The 17,452-nt window shown below is 36.5% G+C and carries 16 protein-coding genes, 1 other RNA gene and 1 pseudogene; 13 read left to right on the forward strand and 5 right to left on the reverse strand.

What is annotated here, in order from left to right; translation table 11 throughout:
• The first annotated feature begins 15 nt into the window (after positions 1 to 15).
• From LF20184_RS06695 to LF20184_RS06710, 4 genes are read left to right on the forward strand one after another with little or no spacing between them, the layout of a single operon-like run.
• Positions 16 to 2,835 carry an ATP-dependent DNA helicase DinG, 3'-5' exoribonuclease type gene (locus LF20184_RS06695; protein ID WP_241653819.1) on the forward strand — a complete coding sequence of 940 codons (2,820 nt, stop codon included), beginning with the start codon at positions 16 to 18 and terminating at the stop codon, positions 2,833 to 2,835.
• A 46-nt stretch (positions 2,836 to 2,881) separates the two neighbouring features.
• On the forward strand, positions 2,882 to 3,361 hold the full coding sequence (locus tag LF20184_RS06700) for a cell wall elongation regulator TseB-like domain-containing protein (protein WP_010019782.1): 480 nt from the start codon (positions 2,882 to 2,884) through the stop codon (positions 3,359 to 3,361).
• Positions 3,362 to 3,418: 57 nt separating this feature from the next.
• Positions 3,419 to 4,042 carry a DnaD domain protein gene (locus LF20184_RS06705; protein ID WP_010019784.1) on the forward strand — a complete coding sequence of 208 codons (624 nt, stop codon included), beginning with the start codon at positions 3,419 to 3,421 and terminating at the stop codon, positions 4,040 to 4,042.
• The gene (locus tag LF20184_RS06710; RefSeq protein ID WP_010019786.1) at positions 4,042 to 4,701 is read left to right on the forward strand and encodes an endonuclease III domain-containing protein; all 660 of its coding nucleotides are present in this window, start codon (positions 4,042 to 4,044) and stop codon (positions 4,699 to 4,701) included. Before LF20184_RS06705 ends, LF20184_RS06710 begins: the two co-directional genes overlap by 1 nt.
• An 85-nt stretch (positions 4,702 to 4,786) precedes the next feature.
• Here the strand turns inward: LF20184_RS06710 and LF20184_RS06715 are convergent, their stop codons facing one another.
• Entirely contained in the window at positions 4,787 to 7,246 is a 2,460-nt protein-coding gene (locus LF20184_RS06715; protein WP_010019788.1) for a transglycosylase domain-containing protein, read from the reverse strand.
• Complete coding sequence (gene recU / locus LF20184_RS06720; protein ID WP_010019790.1) at positions 7,246 to 7,872, reverse strand: Holliday junction resolvase RecU; 627 nt, start codon at positions 7,870 to 7,872, stop codon at positions 7,246 to 7,248. Before recU ends, LF20184_RS06715 begins: the two co-directional genes overlap by 1 nt.
• A 67-nt stretch (positions 7,873 to 7,939) precedes the next feature.
• Here recU and LF20184_RS06725 point away from each other — a divergent pair, with 67 nt between their 5' ends.
• The 4 genes and pseudogenes from LF20184_RS06725 to LF20184_RS06740 all read left to right on the forward strand — a co-directional run bounded on the left by LF20184_RS06725 (position 7,940) and on the right by LF20184_RS06740 (position 10,824).
• Positions 7,940 to 8,491, forward strand: a complete 552-nt coding sequence (locus tag LF20184_RS06725) for an SLOG family protein (RefSeq protein ID WP_010019791.1) — start codon at positions 7,940 to 7,942, stop codon at positions 8,489 to 8,491.
• 61 nt (positions 8,492 to 8,552) lie between these two features.
• Positions 8,553 to 8,957, forward strand: a pseudogene (gpsB, locus tag LF20184_RS13150) (cell division regulator GpsB); the annotation flags it as partial.
• A gap of 313 nt (positions 8,958 to 9,270) precedes the next feature.
• Positions 9,271 to 9,630, forward strand: an RNA gene (gene rnpB, locus LF20184_RS06735) — RNase P RNA component class B.
• Positions 9,631 to 9,708: 78 nt separating this feature from the next.
• Positions 9,709 to 10,824: a THUMP domain-containing class I SAM-dependent RNA methyltransferase gene (locus tag LF20184_RS06740; protein ID WP_010019793.1), complete on the forward strand. Its 1,116-nt coding sequence runs from the start codon at positions 9,709 to 9,711 to the stop codon at positions 10,822 to 10,824.
• Here LF20184_RS06740 and LF20184_RS06745 read toward each other — a convergent pair.
• From LF20184_RS06745 to LF20184_RS06755, 3 genes are all read right to left on the reverse strand, one after another.
• Positions 10,821 to 11,765: a magnesium transporter CorA family protein gene (locus tag LF20184_RS06745; RefSeq protein WP_010019795.1), complete on the reverse strand. Its 945-nt coding sequence runs from the start codon at positions 11,763 to 11,765 to the stop codon at positions 10,821 to 10,823. The genes LF20184_RS06740 and LF20184_RS06745 overlap by 4 nt on opposite strands.
• A 102-nt stretch (positions 11,766 to 11,867) precedes the next feature.
• Positions 11,868 to 12,881: a lipoate--protein ligase gene (locus tag LF20184_RS06750; protein WP_010019796.1), complete on the reverse strand. Its 1,014-nt coding sequence runs from the start codon at positions 12,879 to 12,881 to the stop codon at positions 11,868 to 11,870.
• 66 nt (positions 12,882 to 12,947) lie between these two features.
• Positions 12,948 to 13,352, reverse strand: a complete 405-nt coding sequence (locus tag LF20184_RS06755) for a reverse transcriptase-like protein (protein WP_010019797.1) — start codon at positions 13,350 to 13,352, stop codon at positions 12,948 to 12,950.
• A gap of 27 nt (positions 13,353 to 13,379) precedes the next feature.
• Between LF20184_RS06755 and LF20184_RS06760 the strand changes: the two genes are divergently transcribed.
• The 5 genes from LF20184_RS06760 to pyrR all read left to right on the forward strand — a co-directional run bounded on the left by LF20184_RS06760 (position 13,380) and on the right by pyrR (position 17,439).
• Positions 13,380 to 13,778 (forward strand): EbsA family protein, encoded by a 399-nt coding sequence (locus LF20184_RS06760; protein ID WP_010019798.1) that lies wholly within the window; start codon positions 13,380 to 13,382, stop codon positions 13,776 to 13,778.
• Complete coding sequence (locus LF20184_RS06765; protein ID WP_010019799.1) at positions 13,762 to 15,447, forward strand: formate--tetrahydrofolate ligase; 1,686 nt, start codon at positions 13,762 to 13,764, stop codon at positions 15,445 to 15,447. Before LF20184_RS06760 ends, LF20184_RS06765 begins: the two co-directional genes overlap by 17 nt.
• Positions 15,447 to 15,911, forward strand: coding sequence for a signal peptidase II (lspA, locus tag LF20184_RS06770; RefSeq protein WP_010019800.1), 465 nt, complete (start codon positions 15,447 to 15,449; stop codon positions 15,909 to 15,911). Before LF20184_RS06765 ends, lspA begins: the two co-directional genes overlap by 1 nt.
• Complete coding sequence (locus tag LF20184_RS06775) at positions 15,904 to 16,806, forward strand: RluA family pseudouridine synthase (RefSeq protein ID WP_029606517.1); 903 nt, start codon at positions 15,904 to 15,906, stop codon at positions 16,804 to 16,806. The genes lspA and LF20184_RS06775 overlap by 8 nt, the downstream gene beginning before the upstream one ends.
• 105 nt (positions 16,807 to 16,911) lie before the next feature.
• The gene (gene pyrR / locus LF20184_RS06780; protein WP_010019803.1) at positions 16,912 to 17,439 is read left to right on the forward strand and encodes a bifunctional pyr operon transcriptional regulator/uracil phosphoribosyltransferase PyrR; all 528 of its coding nucleotides are present in this window, start codon (positions 16,912 to 16,914) and stop codon (positions 17,437 to 17,439) included.
• Positions 17,440 to 17,452: the final 13 nt, after the last annotated feature.

Consider the following 17,452-nt stretch of genomic DNA (forward strand, 5'->3'; position numbering starts at 1 on the left):
GAAAAAAGATGAGAGGTGAATGATTTGAAAAACACTTACGCTGTTGTTGATCTGGAAACAACCAATTCTAATTGGCATGACAACGGGCGTATAATTCAATTCGGCTGTGCCCTTATCGAAAATGGTGAAATAACACATATTTATGATCAAAAAATCAATCCTAAGGTACCAATTCCTAATCGGATTACGGCCTTAACTGGTTTGAGTGACGAAGATGTCAAAGATTCACCTACATTTGAAGAAGTTGCACCTGATATCTTTAAACTTTTAAAAAATCGAGTTTTTATTGCACATAATGTGAATTTTGATTTGACCTTTTTAAATCGTGAATTTAAACGTATCGGAATGAATCAACTAAACGTCAAAGCTATCGATACTGTTGAATTATCGCAAATTCTCTTTCCAACTATTAGCAGTTACAAATTACAAGACTTAACACGTTATTTGAGCATCGTCCATAAAAATCCGCATAGTGCTAACAGCGATGCACACGTTACAGCAGAATTATTTTTGGTTATTCTAAAACGTGTTCAGCAATTACCACTGGATACTTTGCGGTTGTTGGCTAAGTTCGGGAAGAATACTTTGAGGGAAACGGATCTAGTCTTTAAAACTGTTTTAGAAGAACGGGAAAAAAATGCGCGAACAGAAGTTTTACCAGCTTATTTATATGAGCAGGGTGGACTTATTTTACGCAAAAAGGATTTCCATGTCAGTGAACAAATCGATCACTCGACTAAATATCCTCAATCTAAAGAAGCTAAGAAAAAACTGCTTGACGGCATCTTAGATTATCGAGTTAATCAATCTAACTTGATGGATAATATTTACAAAACTAGTCAACACCGTGACAAATATAAAAAGTGGAACTTAATTGAAGCGCCAACGGGAGCAGGTAAGACTTTAGGTTATTTATTGCCACTATCTTATTTGATCAACAGTGACCAGAAATTAGTTATCGCTACCACAACGAAAGTTTTACAGCAGCAAATTGTTGAACAGTCGATTCCGTTATTGAATCAAGTGACTGGCAATAATTATCACGCAGAAATCGTCAAGAGTAGTTATAACTTCATTGATTTGGATCGCTTTTCTGAAGCTTTGGATAACTATCGTTTGCACAGTCATACGGCTATTTTGAAAATGAAGATCATTGTTTGGTTGACGATGACAACGACTGGTGACTTGAGCGAATTACATCTGACGAATTACAGTAGTCCTTTGTTCAGCATCATCAGACATCGTGGCGAACCAAAGGAAAATTCAATTTATAGCAACGATGACTTTTGGCTTTACCAACAAAATCGTTATCTGGAATCTAAAATTTTAGTTACTAACCAATCATTTTTAGCTAGACATTTAGACAGTCAATTCTGGGGTGGCAATTCCTACTTAGTGATTGATGAAGCTAATCATTTTGCTGGTAGTTTACGGGATGCTAGTTCACCTACGATCGACTTTTTGAAATTGAACGAATACATCAAAAAAATCAGTGATATTCTTTATCAAAATCGAGTAACACTTCGTTATGCTTTTACAGAAGTAACGACTCAATTGTGGAATTATCAGGATTTACAGACGATGGAAACTCATTTTCAAGCTGTTGACGAATTGATGGAACGAATCGAATACAATATCTTTGGAAATTATATTCGCAATAAAGTTCGTTTCAAAGACCGGCAAGAATTCGTCTCAATCCTAGACAGCAGCAATGAATTCGGCAAAGATAATGACAAATTAGCTGAGTTATTGTCGGATTTGATTGTGGAATTATCACTGATTTCCAATCGTGTTGAAACTCTATTTGACCAATACAATTTCCAAAAGAACTTTATTTCAGTCGAATTATCAAAGGTAATCTCCAATTTGACGATTGAAAATGCTAAATTAAGAACAGTTTTGAAGAACCTTGATGAGTTGTTGCAAGCTCTTAAAAGTCCAGACAATAAATTTGGTTTGCAATTAGAAATGCGCGATTACTACGATCCTAAGACCTTAAAAATCAGTTGGCGTCAATATGACATCCGCGATTTGATTGCCGATACGACTGATCGATTCAGTCAAATCTTTGCTATTGGAGCAGCTATTACGATTCAAAAAGATTTTTCACACTTCATTTTGGATACGCAACTAAACCAAAATCAGATCAATCAAATGGTTATCTTGCCGGATATGAATAGTATCTCTAAGAATAGCAAAATTTATTTGCCAGCTAACTTACCGGATATTCAATCGCTCAATAGTGAAGAATACTTTGACATGGTTACGGGCTACATCGTTGATGTCTTGGACAATCTGGATCATCAAACGATGATTTTGTTCAACTCGTTAAATACTTTGGCCAAAGTTTATGAGCGTCTAATGGAGACTGACGTCAAAGAAAAGTGGGAAATTTTAGCTCAAGGCGTGACTGGTTCAAATGAAAAGATCAAAAAGCGTTTTGCTATTGGTCGTCGTTCTGTCTTGCTAGGTGCCAACTCATTTTGGGAAGGGGTCGACTTTCCTAAAAAAGTTCTAGAGATTTTGATCGTAACGAGAATTCCATTCGAATCTCCTGAGCAACCAGATGTTAAAATCAAACAAGATATTTTGAAGCAACAAGATTTGAATGTCTTTAAAGTTGATTCTTTGCCCAATGCTATCTTACAATTACGACAAGGCTTAGGCCGTCTGATTAGGACCCCTAACGATCGAGGCGTGATTTTACTGTTAGATAATCGTATTTTGACGAAGAATTACGGTAAAACCATTTTGGATTCGCTTCCGAAAGGATTGCCGGTAATCAACGAAGATATGGATTCTATTAAAAAAGATATAAATGACTTTTTGAATTAAGTAAATTATTGCTATACTATTTTTGTTAGTTAAAAAAGGACGTATTATGAATAGAAGTACAAAAATCTTATTGACCATTTCTTTAATTGCATTAGCAATGGTTTCTGCATTGACCTATTTAAATCTTTCTACGGCACCAAATTCGAGTGCTAAATCACAAGCTAATGAGATTGCCAAAGAAAAGGCTGGCATCGTTCAGCCTGACTATTTTGGTAACTATACGCGTGAAAAGCAATATTATGCGGTTGGTGGTTTAACAAAGAATGACAAATATCGTTACATCATTATTGATGCTAAGAGTGGTAAGACCGATACTTTTAACAAAAATAATGCGCCAGTTCGTCAAACGATTATCGATGGAGTGGCTCAACGTTATGGAGCTAAGAAGATTTTGCATATAAATCTAGGAATTTACAAAAAGAAACCTACTTGGGAAGTAACTTTCCAAAAGAGCAATGGTAAGATCGGCTACAATTTGGTTGATTTTAAAACTGGTAAAAGTATCCAGATCATTAATAATATTTAAAAAACAAAAAAGTCGAGATATTTTCTCGGGCTTTTTTTATGTATTGGAGTAATTTATATGAACGATGACTTATTCAATTCTTTTGTCGAGAGTGGCAGTACGACTATTAATAATTTAATTATTAAGAATTTTCATAAATTAGGGATGACTGAACGTGATTTGATCGTCTATTTAGCTTTGTCGATGTATGCCCAAAAAGGCAATACTTTCCCCATGGCACAAGATTTAGCCGAAGATACTGGGATAGATGAGACCTCAATTTACACAGTTATTCAAGGTTTGATCAAACTTGGTATTATTGAATTGAAGACCGTAGTTGACCACCATCAACAACGTGACATTTATTCTTTAACGCCAATCTTCCATCGTTTGAAGAATCTCTTGCAGCAGGAAAAATTGGCTAATAAGCAGGATAAATTGATGTCTGATACTGAAGAATTATTCAAGAAAATCGAAGTTGAATTTGGTCGTCCTATTTCACCAATCGAGCAAGAACAAATTCATCAATGGATCGATGATGATCATTACAGTATCGAATTGATTGATCTGGCTTTGAGAGAGGCGGTTTTGAATCAAGCTTATTCTTTAAAATACATGGATCGGATTTTAATTAGCTGGGAAAAGAGTAATATTAAGTCAGCAGAGCAACTCCAAGAACGACGAAAGAAGCTGGGATATTAATGTTAAAAGATAAACAAATTGTCTGGGCTATTCACCAGATGGAAGAAGATATTGGGCCGGTTGGTCCCTCATTAGATTCAAGAACGCCATTTCAATATTTAGTGTCAGTTATCTTGAGTGCACAAGCAACCGATGTTTCGGTCAATAAAGTTACGCCGGTTTTGTTTGCTAAGTATCCGGAACCTAAAGACCTTATGAAGGCTAATATTGAAGACGTAGAGCAAATTATTAAGAGTGTGGGTCTATTTCATAACAAAGCTAAAAATATCATTAAAACGGCGCGTATCGTCCATGAAGAATTAAACGACGTTGTCCCTGAAACTAGAAAAGGGATTATGGCACTTCCTGGTGCGGGTAGAAAGACGGCTAATGTTGTACTAAGCGATGTTTTTAATCAAGCAACTTTTGCGGTTGATACGCACGTTTCAGCTATTTCTAAGCGATTGCATTTCGTGGATCAAAAAGCTAATCCATTGCAAGTTGAAAAGAAGATCGTCAGTGTCTTGCAACCAGAAGAATTGCATCGAGCACACCATACGATGATTGAATATGGACGTAAGTATTCGATGAAATTAGATCCGGCTAAAGAAACTAATCAATTAATTATTGAGTGTGACAAGCTAAACGAAGAAAACGAAGGTTTGCCATCTGAGAAATAAATTAGCCTAAACAAAAAGCAGCTATTTAGATAGAACTTATCGATCCTTTGATCAATGTGTTCTATATCTAAATAACTGCTATTTTTTATTGTTCGGTATTACTTGATGAACTATTCGTTGTTGCACCACCATTGGTCGTTGTGCCGCCAGTGTTGGAATTGGTGTTGCCACCAGTCGTTCCACCATTTGAATCAGTCGAACCGCCAGTGTTATCGGTATTGCCAGTATTGGAATTGCCACCGGTGTTGGTATTAGTATTGCCAGTGTTTGACGAATTGTTGTTGTCAGTCGTAGTACCGTTACTATTGTTATTATTAGTTGAATTACCAGTTGTATTAGAACCGTTTGAATCATTATTACGGTCGTCAGCATCTGTACCAGTAATTTCAACACGACCATCAGTATCGGTATCATTTTCTTCATCGCTAGATTCAGATGAGCTACTTGAATGGTTGTTTGAAGTTACTTGGTTGCTACTTGAAGAACTGGTTGACTTGCTTGAAGTGTAATCAGATTCTTTGTATGGGTTAGAAGGTGCGTGACCTTTGACAAAGAGTTCTTTTGTATAAGTTGATGCACTTGAGCTAGGTGAAGCAACCGTTGGTGTAGAAGAACCATTATCCTTGATCATCATAGAAACAACGGAACTAGGTTTCTTCCAATTAGGATTACTGTCAGCTTTATTGGCTAAGTAAGTCATTTCAGCTTTATAAATCTTCCCAGCAACACTTTGATATGTCGAAGAAATTCCGTTTTGATTTTCAGAATCGTATCCGGTCCAGACACTCATTGAGTAGTTTCTAGTATAACCGTTGTACCAAGAATCTTTAGCTTTGCCACTCAACAATGGATTGGCAGCAATAGCATCTGATGAGTAATTAGTAGTACCAGTCTTGCCGGCCTGGTGCAATCCGGAAATATTAGCATATGTTGCATAGCTTGATGGGACACCTTTTAGCATGTCCGTGATCATGTAAGCAGTTGAATCTTTCATAGCACGCTTACCGGATTTATTGTAATTGTGAACCATACCGTCGGCAGTTTCAATCTTCGAGACGTAGTAAGGCTTGTAATAAGTTCCACCATTTGAGAAAGCTCCATAAGCAGAAGCTCCTTGAAGTGATGAAACAGATCCACCAATACCAACTGATAGACCACTGCTTTCTTTAATAGAATCAATTCCTAATCCTTTGGCAAAATCAATCGCATTAGATAAGCCAACTGCTGATAAGGTTTTGACCGCAGGAACGTTTCTTGAGTTGACCAAAGCTTTTCGCATACTCATTTGGCCTTGATATTCCTCATCCCAATCCTTTAATTGGATATTAGTCCCAGGATAAGTATATTCACTATCGTCTAATTGATGATAGGTTGACCAATTGAGTTTATCGATAGCGGGAGCGTAATCTAAGATAGGTTTCATTGTTGAACCATTACTACGAGACGTTTGCACAGCCCGATTGAGTCCAAATTGAATGTTTCCTAGATTTCTACCACCAATCATAGCTACGACTTTACCATTATTAGGATTGACGATTGAAGCTCCGACTTGCATCTTAGAATCAGGGAATTGGACGTAGCTAGATGAGTTAACAATGTTGTAAAGACGTTTTTGAGCACCATAGTCCATATTAATGGTAATTTTTAGATTATCACGATATGGATCAAAGCCTTTTTTCTTTACTTCAGTAATAGCTTCCTTGATATATGGGTCAGCGATTATTCGTTTCGTATTATTACTGTTTGAAACTTTCTTATAAGGTAAGAGACCGTCGCTGATTGGCGTATTGATAGCTTCTTGAGCTTGCGCCTTAGTAATCTTGTTATTGTTGTACATTGCGTTGATAACTAAATCACGACGTTGCTTCGATTGAGTAGGATGGGTATATGGATCATAATTACTTGGTGCATTAGGCAAACCAGCAAGCATAGCCATTTGAGCTAAGCTGAGTTCTTTTAATGACTTACCGTAGTAATATTTAGCCCCAGTCTCAATACCATAAATACCATTATTCAGATAAACCTTGTTAACATAAAACTCAAGGATCTGTTGTTTAGAGAACTTTTGACTGACACGCATTGCCAGCCAAGCTTCTTGCATCTTACGTTTAAAAGTTTGATCTTTAGTATCGGTAGAGAAGACTGTCAACTTAACTAGTTGTTGCGTCAACGTACTTCCACCTTGAAGAGTACCTTTAGTAACGTTGTTAAAAGCCGATTTGGCAATTCTTACTGGATCGATTCCTAACGGTTCGTTATAAAAGTTTTTATCCTCAATTGAAATTACAGCATCTTCCATCTGCTGCGGAACTTTATCGATGGTGACATAATTTCTCTTGTTGTCCCCAAGTGAAGCAATTTGTTTACCGGTCGAATCAACAATTGTTGAAGAACCACCACTCTGTAAGTTTTCTTGACTAATAGATGGAGCACTAAATGCATAGTAAACAAAGATGAATAAAAATATTCCTGCTAAAACGGCAAAAATTGCCAGGAACCATTTGAGAATATTTTTGAAGGTCAGTATACTGGTATTTTTTTTCATTATTTCTCCTTCCCACTTTCTATCAATTGTTGTATAGCATCAATATAAGGTAAAGTAGGATCGTAATTAGCTTTGATCTCAATTGAACAGTCAACGATGTCCTTTAGCTGAATGGATTTAGCACCATCGTGCTTTTGGGCATCCCAGTGAACGAAGAGATCATCGGCAGGCATTACAAAATAGCGTTTTAAAGTTACGTATTTTATAATAACAAAACAGATGCCACCTTGTTTTTGACACATCCTCAAGTGGTCAATTTGGTGTTGATGGAAATTCTTCAAAGGAAAGGTGTTTTTATTCTTAGTTTCCTTAGCTTCAAAATCCACATAATAGCCATTGTACACGCCATTGTAATCAGTCGTTGAAGCCTGTCTGAAGTAAGCTTCTTTTATTACAGCTTTACTTCGTTTGGGATAGTCGACCTTGACAATTTGTATTGGCGTTGGCTTTTTGTAAATTACCGCCATATCGTGACTACGGTAATATTTGTTGCTTTCATTAATCTCTTCTTCAAGCGTCATACCACGATCACCAAAAATCAGTTTCTTTTTGGCAGAAGTGTTTAAAGAAGGTTTTGACGGACGATTGTTATGGAAAACACGCCCGTCGGGGTAGTTTAATTTCAAAATATCAACTCCTACTCTGCAAATTATACCATGATGGCAAAAATAATAATTCTTGGGAGGATTCTTTATGATTAAAAATTTATGGATCACCGGCTACCGCTCTTACGAGTTAGGTATTTTTAAAGATGATGACCCAAAAGCCAAAGTAATTCAAGACTTTTTTAGCCAGAGAATTACCGATTATGCTGAAGACGGGATGGAATGGGTCATAACTGGTGCTCAACTAGGTACGGAACAAATAGTTGGAAAAGCCGTGCAAGAAGTGAAGAAAAAGGGCTATAATATTAGACATGCGGTAATGCTACCGTTTTCAGAATTTGGCAGTCAGTGGAACGAGAAAAATCAGCTATTGTTAAATGTTTTTTTAAGAAATGCTGACTATGTCAACAAAGTTTCCGATATGAGTTATCATAATCCTAGACAATTAAGAGTATGGCAAGAATTCATGCTCAAGCATACCGATGGAGCTTTGATTTTTTATGATCCAGATAGTGGTGGCAAACCTAAGTATGATTATGAAGCTATCAAAGCCTATCAAGATCGTGGAATGGACTATCAATTGGAACTAATTGATTTTGATTCTATGCAGGACTTTGCTAATATGTTATATGATAGTTAAGGTATAAGATAAATTGACAATAATTAACACTGGGGTGTTTTAAATGAACAATATGAATGGAATGAATCCACAAGCAAATAACAACAATAATGATCTTTCATTAAATTATCAACCAAATGACATTCTTCAAAAAGAATTCAAAACTAAGATGCGTGGTTATGACCCAACTGAGGTTGACCAATTTTTAGATGGAATCATTAAAGATTACGAAACATTTGCTAATGAGATCGATCAACTTAAGGGTGAAAATGACCGTTTAATGCAAGCACGTAATGCTGGTGCTGGAAATAACAATCCTAATCCAAATTTTCAACAACGTCCACAAAATAACCGAATGAGACCTCAACCAAAGAGTTCTACCGCTGAAGCTTCAACTAATTATGATATTTTGAGACGTATTTCTAATCTTGAAAAACGTGTCTTTGGCCATGACTTCAGCAATGGTCTTCCTGATGAAAACAATGAAACAAAGCAATTTGCATCAGCTGTTGTGCCTAACAATATGAATCACAATGGCGTTGAGAGCGGTCATCAAGAAATCAATCCTCGCATGAATCGTCCAATGAATAATAATGGTTTTAATAACCCTAATGCTAATAACAATTTCCAAGCTAACCGTCCAATGAATAATCCAAATCCTGGACAAAATAACTTTAATGGAAATATGAACAACAACAATAATTTCAATCAATTTTAATCACTGATAAATTAATTTATGATCAATTAGTGATATCGGGTTTGAATTTAATTGGATTTAGTGTATACTGTTCAAGTCGGTAAATTACGAGTAATCGCGGTCTAGTTATCTAGGCTGAGGAAGGTCCACGCCCGCGCGAACTGAGATGTTTGCAGTGTTTGTGCTTGGCCTAATAAGCCAAGGTACCTTCGGGTAACGGCAGCGAAAGCGCTAAGGTCAGTGAGACTATGCGTTAATAGCTTGAAAGTGCCACAGAGACGTATTACTGTGAGAAATTGCAGTGGTGGAACGAGGTAAACCCCGCAAGCGGGCAACCCAAACTTTGGTAGGGGCGCTTCATAACGAGAAATGAATCTACTGTGAAGGCTTAATTGTAGATAGATGATTACTAACTGTATTAGGTTTGCCAACCTAATACATGAACAGAACGTGGCCTATAGGAGTTTATCGAGGCAGAGGGACGACTTGTTCGTCCTTTTTTTATACAAAAAATTAAATAATAAAAAACAAGAGGGGCAATATGAAATTAATTGCGACTATGTCAAGCGGCTTTGAATCTGTAACCGCAAAGGAATTACAAAATTTGGGATACGATACAAAGACTGAGAATGGTAAAGTCTATTTTGACGGTGAATATGAAGATATCGCCAGAGCTAACCTTTGGTTACGCAGTGCCGATAGAATCAAAATCTTGATCGATAGTTTTAAAGCAGTAACTTTTGAAGAACTATTCGATAAAGTTTATGCAATTGACTGGGACAACTGGCTACCTTTGAATGCTGCTTTTCCTATCAAAGCAAGAACTGTTAAGTCTCAATTACATTCAGAAAGAGATATTCAAGCAATCACAAAAAAAGCCATCGTTAATAAAATGGCTGATGTTTTCATGCGTCGTGGTAGATTACCGGAGACTGGTGCAAAATTTCAAATTGAAACTCGTATTCACAAAGATATGGTCGAGGTAACACTTGATACAACTGGTGATTCTTTGTACAAACGTGGTTATCGTGTTGAACACGGTGCAGCTCCATTGAAGGAAAACTTTGCGGCCGCAATGATTCTTCTAACTGTATGGCACCCTGAAGAAGATCCATTCATCGATCCAACGACTGGTTCTGGAACAATTGCTATTGAAGCGGCTCGCTTGGCTAGAAACATTGCACCAGGAATCCAACGTCACTTCCTATTTGAAAATTTCGATTGGTTTGATCCTAAGATCTTAGCTAACTTGAAAGATGAGGCTAAGGCTGGCGAAAAAGATGTCGATTTAAATATCTTTGCTAGTGATATTGATGGCTCAATGATAGATATTGCAAAATTGAATGCTCACGATGCTGGCGTGTTGCATGATATCAAATTCAAGCAAGTTGCCGTTAAAGATCTAAAGATCGAAGGCGAATACGGAACAATCATTACCAATCCTCCTTACGGTCAACGTATGAGTGATATGGAAAATGTTCGTAAACTGTATAAAGAAATGGGAGAAGTCTTTGCGACCGCTCCCACTTGGAATAAGTATATTTTGACTAGTGATACTGAATTTGAAAAGTATTATGGTCAACAAGCTACTAAGAAACGTAAATTGTATAATGGTTCAATTAGAACTGACTTTTATCAATACTGGGCAAAACACTAAAGACTGTTTCTACGATGTAGATCCCAGAGAATTATTAGAATAATAGCTACGGTAATGATTAATGAAAATACCCACGACCATTTTTGATCGGCAATTGGCAATTTCATATTCATTCCGTAAAAACCCGATACGATCGTGGGGATACTGAGAATAATGGTGTAAACCGTCAGTATCTTCATGGTCGTATTTGTTCTATTATTGAGAATATTGTTGTAAGTGTTCGAAATTCGATCGATAATATCAGAACTAAGGTCAACTTGGTTTTTGATCTGCTCAATTTCAACTAGAGAATCGTGCAGGTGTTCCTTACTGACTTTATCCAAATGAATCACTTGAGAATTGCCACTAGAGACCATCTGAAGCTGTTTTACAACAGTATAGTTATCATTGATGGCAGTGTTTAAATAAGTCGTCAAATCTTCTAAATCAGACAGATCCAAAATTTGATTTTCTGATGAATGATGGCGACGGATCAAAGACTGAATTTTATTTCTTTGTAAATCTATTTCACTAATTTGATCGCTATAGTCACTGGAAATTTGGTCAAAAGTATTAAAAATGAATTCCCAAATTTCTTTTTGATATTTTTTACTCAAATGATTTTTAACGTCGATGAGATAATCTTTGATGTAGTGGGTAGCGTCATTAGTAAATAAAAATAGTTGTTGATCTTTAATAGCTAGTGATATCGGCAAAACTCGTTGAGATAGATCTTCCACCTGGTCATTTTCGTTTTGCACATTGTAAACAATCAAGTAGGTTTTGCTCAAATCATCATATTCAAAACGAGCTCGTTCATTTTCATCGTCGGCGTAGTCCAAAACTTCATTAGTCAAGCGATACTCTTCAATTAGTTTCATTCGGTCATCATCATTTAAATTAGTCGTTGAATGAACGTCGATTAGACTTATTGAATCATTTAAAACAATTTCATTAATCATCTTTTAACCCCTTATTAAAGATAATCATAACAAAAATAAAAAACGAGTCGAGAATTATTTTTCTCGGCTCATTTTGATTTAAAAGAGTAGACAAAATTTGCTTTAGGGAGTGAAGAGTTTTCCTAGATCCTGTTCTGGAATTCCCTTAAAGTAATCATCCAAATTAAATTGTCCAAGAACTTTCAAAATTTCATCACGATCAAATTTAACATTTAATAATTTTTGTTTAATATCATTAACATCTTTCATACCAAAGAAATCACCATATATTTCAACATTCTCGACGACGCCGTTAGCGATGTTATAACGAACGTCAACTGTTCCCATGTCAAAATGTTTTCTTTGCTTAGCAGTGAAAGCGGGGGACTTACCATAGACCCAATCCCAATTGTAATAATATTGTTCTTTGATTTTATCGATGGCTTTTTGATCTTCTTCAGTCACGACATATTCATGATCTTTAATTTCATCAAGACTGTTGGCGTGGAATAATTCTAATAATAAACGGTCACGGAATTGCTCAGTCGTCAGATTTTGATATTCAGAAGCTAAGTATGGACGTAGATTAGTTACACGACTTCTGATTGATTTGATACCTTTAGAAGCAATCTTGTCTTTTTGAACGTGCAAAGCCTTAGTAAGGACATCTAGGTCAACGTCAAGTGATAAAGTTCCATGTGAGAAAGTCTTGCCGTTTCTAGAATACATGGCGTTTCCAGAAAACTTCTTGCCATCAACTAACAAGTCATTTCGACCAGAAACTTCGGCCGTGGTAGCGCCCATTTGGTGCAAGGCATCAATAATTGGTTGGGTGAAAGACTTAAAGTCACCGAAGTTTTTATCATCAGAATCGACTACGAAACTAAAACATAAATTGCCTAAATCTTGGTAGACGGCACCACCACCAGAAATACGACGGGTAACTGTGATATTGTTATCCTTAATGTAGTCGCTGTTGATCTCTTCAAGGGTATTTTGATTACGACCAACGATGATACAAGATTTTTCAATGTAAAATAGGACTAATGGTTCATCAAATTTCACGTTATTCATTAAATATTGCTCAGTAGCTAAATTATCGCGAATGTCACGATCTTTCATAACAACATAATACATAAGGAAATCCCCCTCAACTTTAATTGAAAACGTTTTAATCGTAGCATAGTTTCTATTTTCTAAAAACTATTTAGACCTATGTTTACGAATGTTTAACATTTTTTGATGAACCTGGGCGTGGGCGGCGCTATTTTCTTTATCTGAGACGTGTTTAGCAAAGTAAAATGGAAACGATTTCAGCTCTTTTAAGATGTCATCTAATATCGGTTGATAGTGCTTAGAATATTTTTTGTTCAAACTATCAATCACGATTTGGCTGTCAGAGTGAATCTGGATAATGTCGTGATTCCAATTTTTTTCTATAATTTTTTTCAAAGCAATCTTTAATGCCAAGAATTCCAAATAGTGATTGTCATTAAAATCTTGTTCAAGAGCATCGCTATAAAATTTATTATTTTGCTTTATTACAAACGCAACGACGCCAAGATTTAAATTAGTATTTAATCCGGCATCGGTGTACAATTTAATCATATTATTTAGAACCTTTCAGGAGAAATTATGTCAAAGAAACATTTTGTTCAACCAACTGGCGCATGGGGCGTGATCATGTGGTCTATCGCATTAAGTCTAGCTTGTTTAGGTATTATTTTACAACTGGAGATCATGGCGCTTAGTTTTATTCCATTTATAGTTTGGATTATTGATGGTATTTATGTCTTTTACATTATTACCAATTCTTGGATCAAAATTTCTAAGGATTCAGTTACTATCAAAGAACCATACTATAAGGCACGTGTATTTAAACACGAAGATGTTAACATAAGGGCGGACAATAATTGGACAATGGAATTCCACTTCAGTAATCGGGATTTCTTTCCATTCAAAATTATTTCTACAAAGGGAATTTTAAATATAATCAAAAAAGAAGCAGGTGAAAGCAATGTCATTTCCAAGTGATATCGAAATTGCTCAAATTAATGAGCATGACAATATGAAAAATATTAACGAAATTGCTAAAAAAATAGGTTTAACACCAGATGATATTGAACCATACGGTCACTACAAAGCTAAGTTTTCTGGTCGTAGTATTGCAAAAACTATGGATGAAAAAGATGATGGCAAGTTGATCCTAGTAACTTCCATTAATCCTACTCCAGCTGGAGAAGGTAAGTCGACAGTTGCTATTGGTTTAGCTGATTCTTTACAATCGCTCGGCAAGAAAACTGTTTTGGCACTTCGTGAACCATCTTTAGGACCCGTTATGGGAATGAAAGGTGGAGCTACCGGCGGTGGATACGCTCAAGTAGTACCAATGGAAGATATCAATCTTCATTTTACAGGTGATATGCACGCCTTGACTAGTGCGGTCAATACTTTGGCTGCTTTGATCGATAATCATATTCATCAAGGTAACGCTTTAAATATCGATCCTAGAAGAATCGTCTGGAAGCGCGCTTTAGATATCAACGATCGTGCGCTTAGAAACATCGTTGTTGGTCTTGGTGGCCCATTCAACTCTGTTCCTCGTGAAGAACACTTTGAAATCACCGTTGCCAGTGAATTGATGGCGGTACTTTGTTTAGCACAAGATATCGATGATTTGAAAGAACGTATTTCTAATATTTTGATTGCTTATACTTTTGACAAGAAACCAATCTTCGTTAGAGATTTGCACGTTGAAGGAGCAATTACAGTTCTCCTAAAAGATGCCTTGAAGCCAAATCTAGTTCAAACTTTGGAAAACACACCAGCTATTATTCATGGTGGACCTTTTGCTAATATTGCTCACGGATGCAATAGTATCCTTGCTACTAAATTAGCTATGAAATTAGGCGATTACGCTGTTACCGAGGCAGGCTTTGGTGCTGACCTTGGTGGCGAGAAATTCTTGGACATCGTAACGCCAAAATTGAATCACGCACCAAACGCTATCGTTATTGTTGCTACGGTTCGTGCCTTGAAGTACAACGGTGGTCAAAAATTAGCTGATATTCAAAATGAGGACTTGAACGCCTTGAATCTTGGCTTTAAGAACTTGAAACGTCATATCCATAATATGCGTTACTATCACATTCCAGTAGTTGTTGCCATCAACAAATTTGCTACTGATACTGATAATGAAATCAAGCTTTTGACTAGTTTATGTGATGAAGTAGGCGTTGATGTACAACTAGCTGAAATCCATCACAATGGTAGTAAAGGTGGTCAAGCATTGGCTAAGGCTGTTATCAAAGCAACTGAAAAAGCAGCTAACTATACTCGTTTGTATGAAGACGGCGAAACAACAGAAGCTAAGATTGCTACGATTGCTTCAGAAGTTTACGGCGCTAACAACGTTGAATACAGCAAAAAAGCTCGCAACCAATTACAAGTACTAAAAGATAATGCTTGGGATGATCTTCCAGTATGTATCGCTAAAACTCAATATTCACTCAGTGATGATCCTAAGAGACTCGGCTCACCAAGAGACTTTACGCTTCACGTAACTGATATCATTCCAAAATTAGGTGCCGGATTCGTGGTTGTTTTGACAGGTAACGTAATGACTATGCCAGGACTTCCTAAGAAACCAGCAGCTTTGAACATGGATGTTGATAATGAAGGTACTATCGGAGGATTGTTCTAGTGCAGTTAGTTTATTGGCTACTGTTTGGGGTTTTAGTTGTTGGTGATCAAGCTCTTAAGTCCTATGTGACGACAAATATTGCACCGATGAGCGTGCATGACTTCATCCCTGGTCTTTTATCAATTACGCACATTACAAATACTGGGGCTGCTTGGAGCATGCTAGAAGGTAAAATGATGTTCTTTTACTTGGTAACTATCGTGGCTGTGGTCGTTTTAATATATTTATTTGTTAAAGCTGACAAAAAAGATTATCTTTATCGCTTTTCTTTGATATTCTTATTAGCGGGCACAGTTGGTAATGCCATTGATCGTTTTACTAGACATTTCGTCGTCGACATGTTCAACTTGGACTTTATCAACTTTCCAATCTTTAATCTGGCTGATACTTACATCACAATTGGTGTGGTTTTAATTATTGGCTCTTTGATTATCCAACTAGCAGGTGAGAAAAATAATAAGTAAGTCTTTTAACTTAGAATACAATGAAACAAAAAAGGGTCGTTTAGATGCCTTTATCAATGATGAAATCTCTGAATTAACACGTTCACAGATTCAAAAGTTCATCAAAGATCAATACATTACTGTTAATGGTCAACCGGTAGCAAAAAGTGGTTTTAAATTAACCAATGGCGATAAAATTTTAGTGAATGTTCCTGAAGAAGAACCGATCGAGGCTATTCCAGAAAATATTCCTATCGATGTCGTTTATGAGGACGATGACGTCTTAGTCGTTAACAAACCTCAAGGAATGGTAGTTCATCCCGCTGCTGGTCATCCAGACAAGACTTTGGTCAATGCAATTTTGTACCATTGCCAAATCAACGATGATGACATGATCAGACCAGGTATCGTTCATCGAATCGATAAAGATACTTCAGGTTTATTGATGATAGCGAAGAACAATTTAGCTAAGCAATCATTGATGAAACAGCTCAAAGAAAAAAGTAATCTTCGCGAGTACGTGGCTATCGTTCACGGCAACTTCAAAGAAAAAACTGGTAAGATCAATGCACCGTTAGGCCGTTCAAAAACTGATCGTAAGAAACAAGCGGTCGTTGAAAATGGTCGTAATGCGGTTACTCACTTTACCGTTTTGGAACAATTTGAAAATTACTCGCTTTTAAAATTAAAATTAGAAACTGGTCGTACGCACCAAATTAGAGTACATATGCAATACATCGGTCATCCCGTTGCGGGAGATCCTTTGTATGGTCCTAAAAATACTCTAAAAGGCAATGGTCAATTTTTACATGCTAAAACTTTAGGGTTCGTTCATCCAAGAACTAACAAATGGATGGAATTTTCAGTTGAACCCCCAAAGATTTTCTTAGACACTTTAATGCAATTACGTCATTGACAGTGAAAGCGTCGTGCTATAATGTAAAAATAGAATTGTGTGCGATTATAAATAAACTAAAGCACTCACTTTGTGGGTGCTTTTTTTTGAAAGTAGGGAAAATTAATGGCAAAAGAAATTATTGATGGTCAAACGATGACTCGTGCATTGACACGTATTACTTATGAAATTATTGAAAGAAACAAGGGAATTGAGGACTTGGTTCTTGTAGGGATTAAAACACGCGGTGTCTTTGTGACTCACCGAATCGAGTCTAGATTAAAACAGTTAGAGGATATTTCGATTCCAGTTGCGGAACTAGATATTACACCTTATCGTGATGACCAAACTCACGAAGAAAAAGATATTTCAAAAGTTGACGCCCAACCTCTAGGCATTGATATTAATAACAAACACGTAATCTTAACGGATGATGTTTTATACACTGGTAGAACGATTCGTGCTGCAATGGATGCTTTGATGAGTGCTGGCCGTCCTAAGAAGATCTCTCTAGCTGTTTTAGTAGATCGTGGACACCGTGAATTACCAATTCGTGCTGACTTTGTTGGTAAGAATATTCCAACTTCTCAAAAGGAAAAGATCAAAGTTTCAATGAAAGAAATCGATGGAGAAGATAAGATCGAAATCGAATAAATATTTGAGGAGT

Origin of the sequence: Companilactobacillus farciminis KCTC 3681 = DSM 20184, from assembly GCF_002706745.1 — a bacterium.
Taxonomy (GTDB): Bacteria; Bacillota; Bacilli; order Lactobacillales; family Lactobacillaceae; genus Companilactobacillus; species Companilactobacillus farciminis.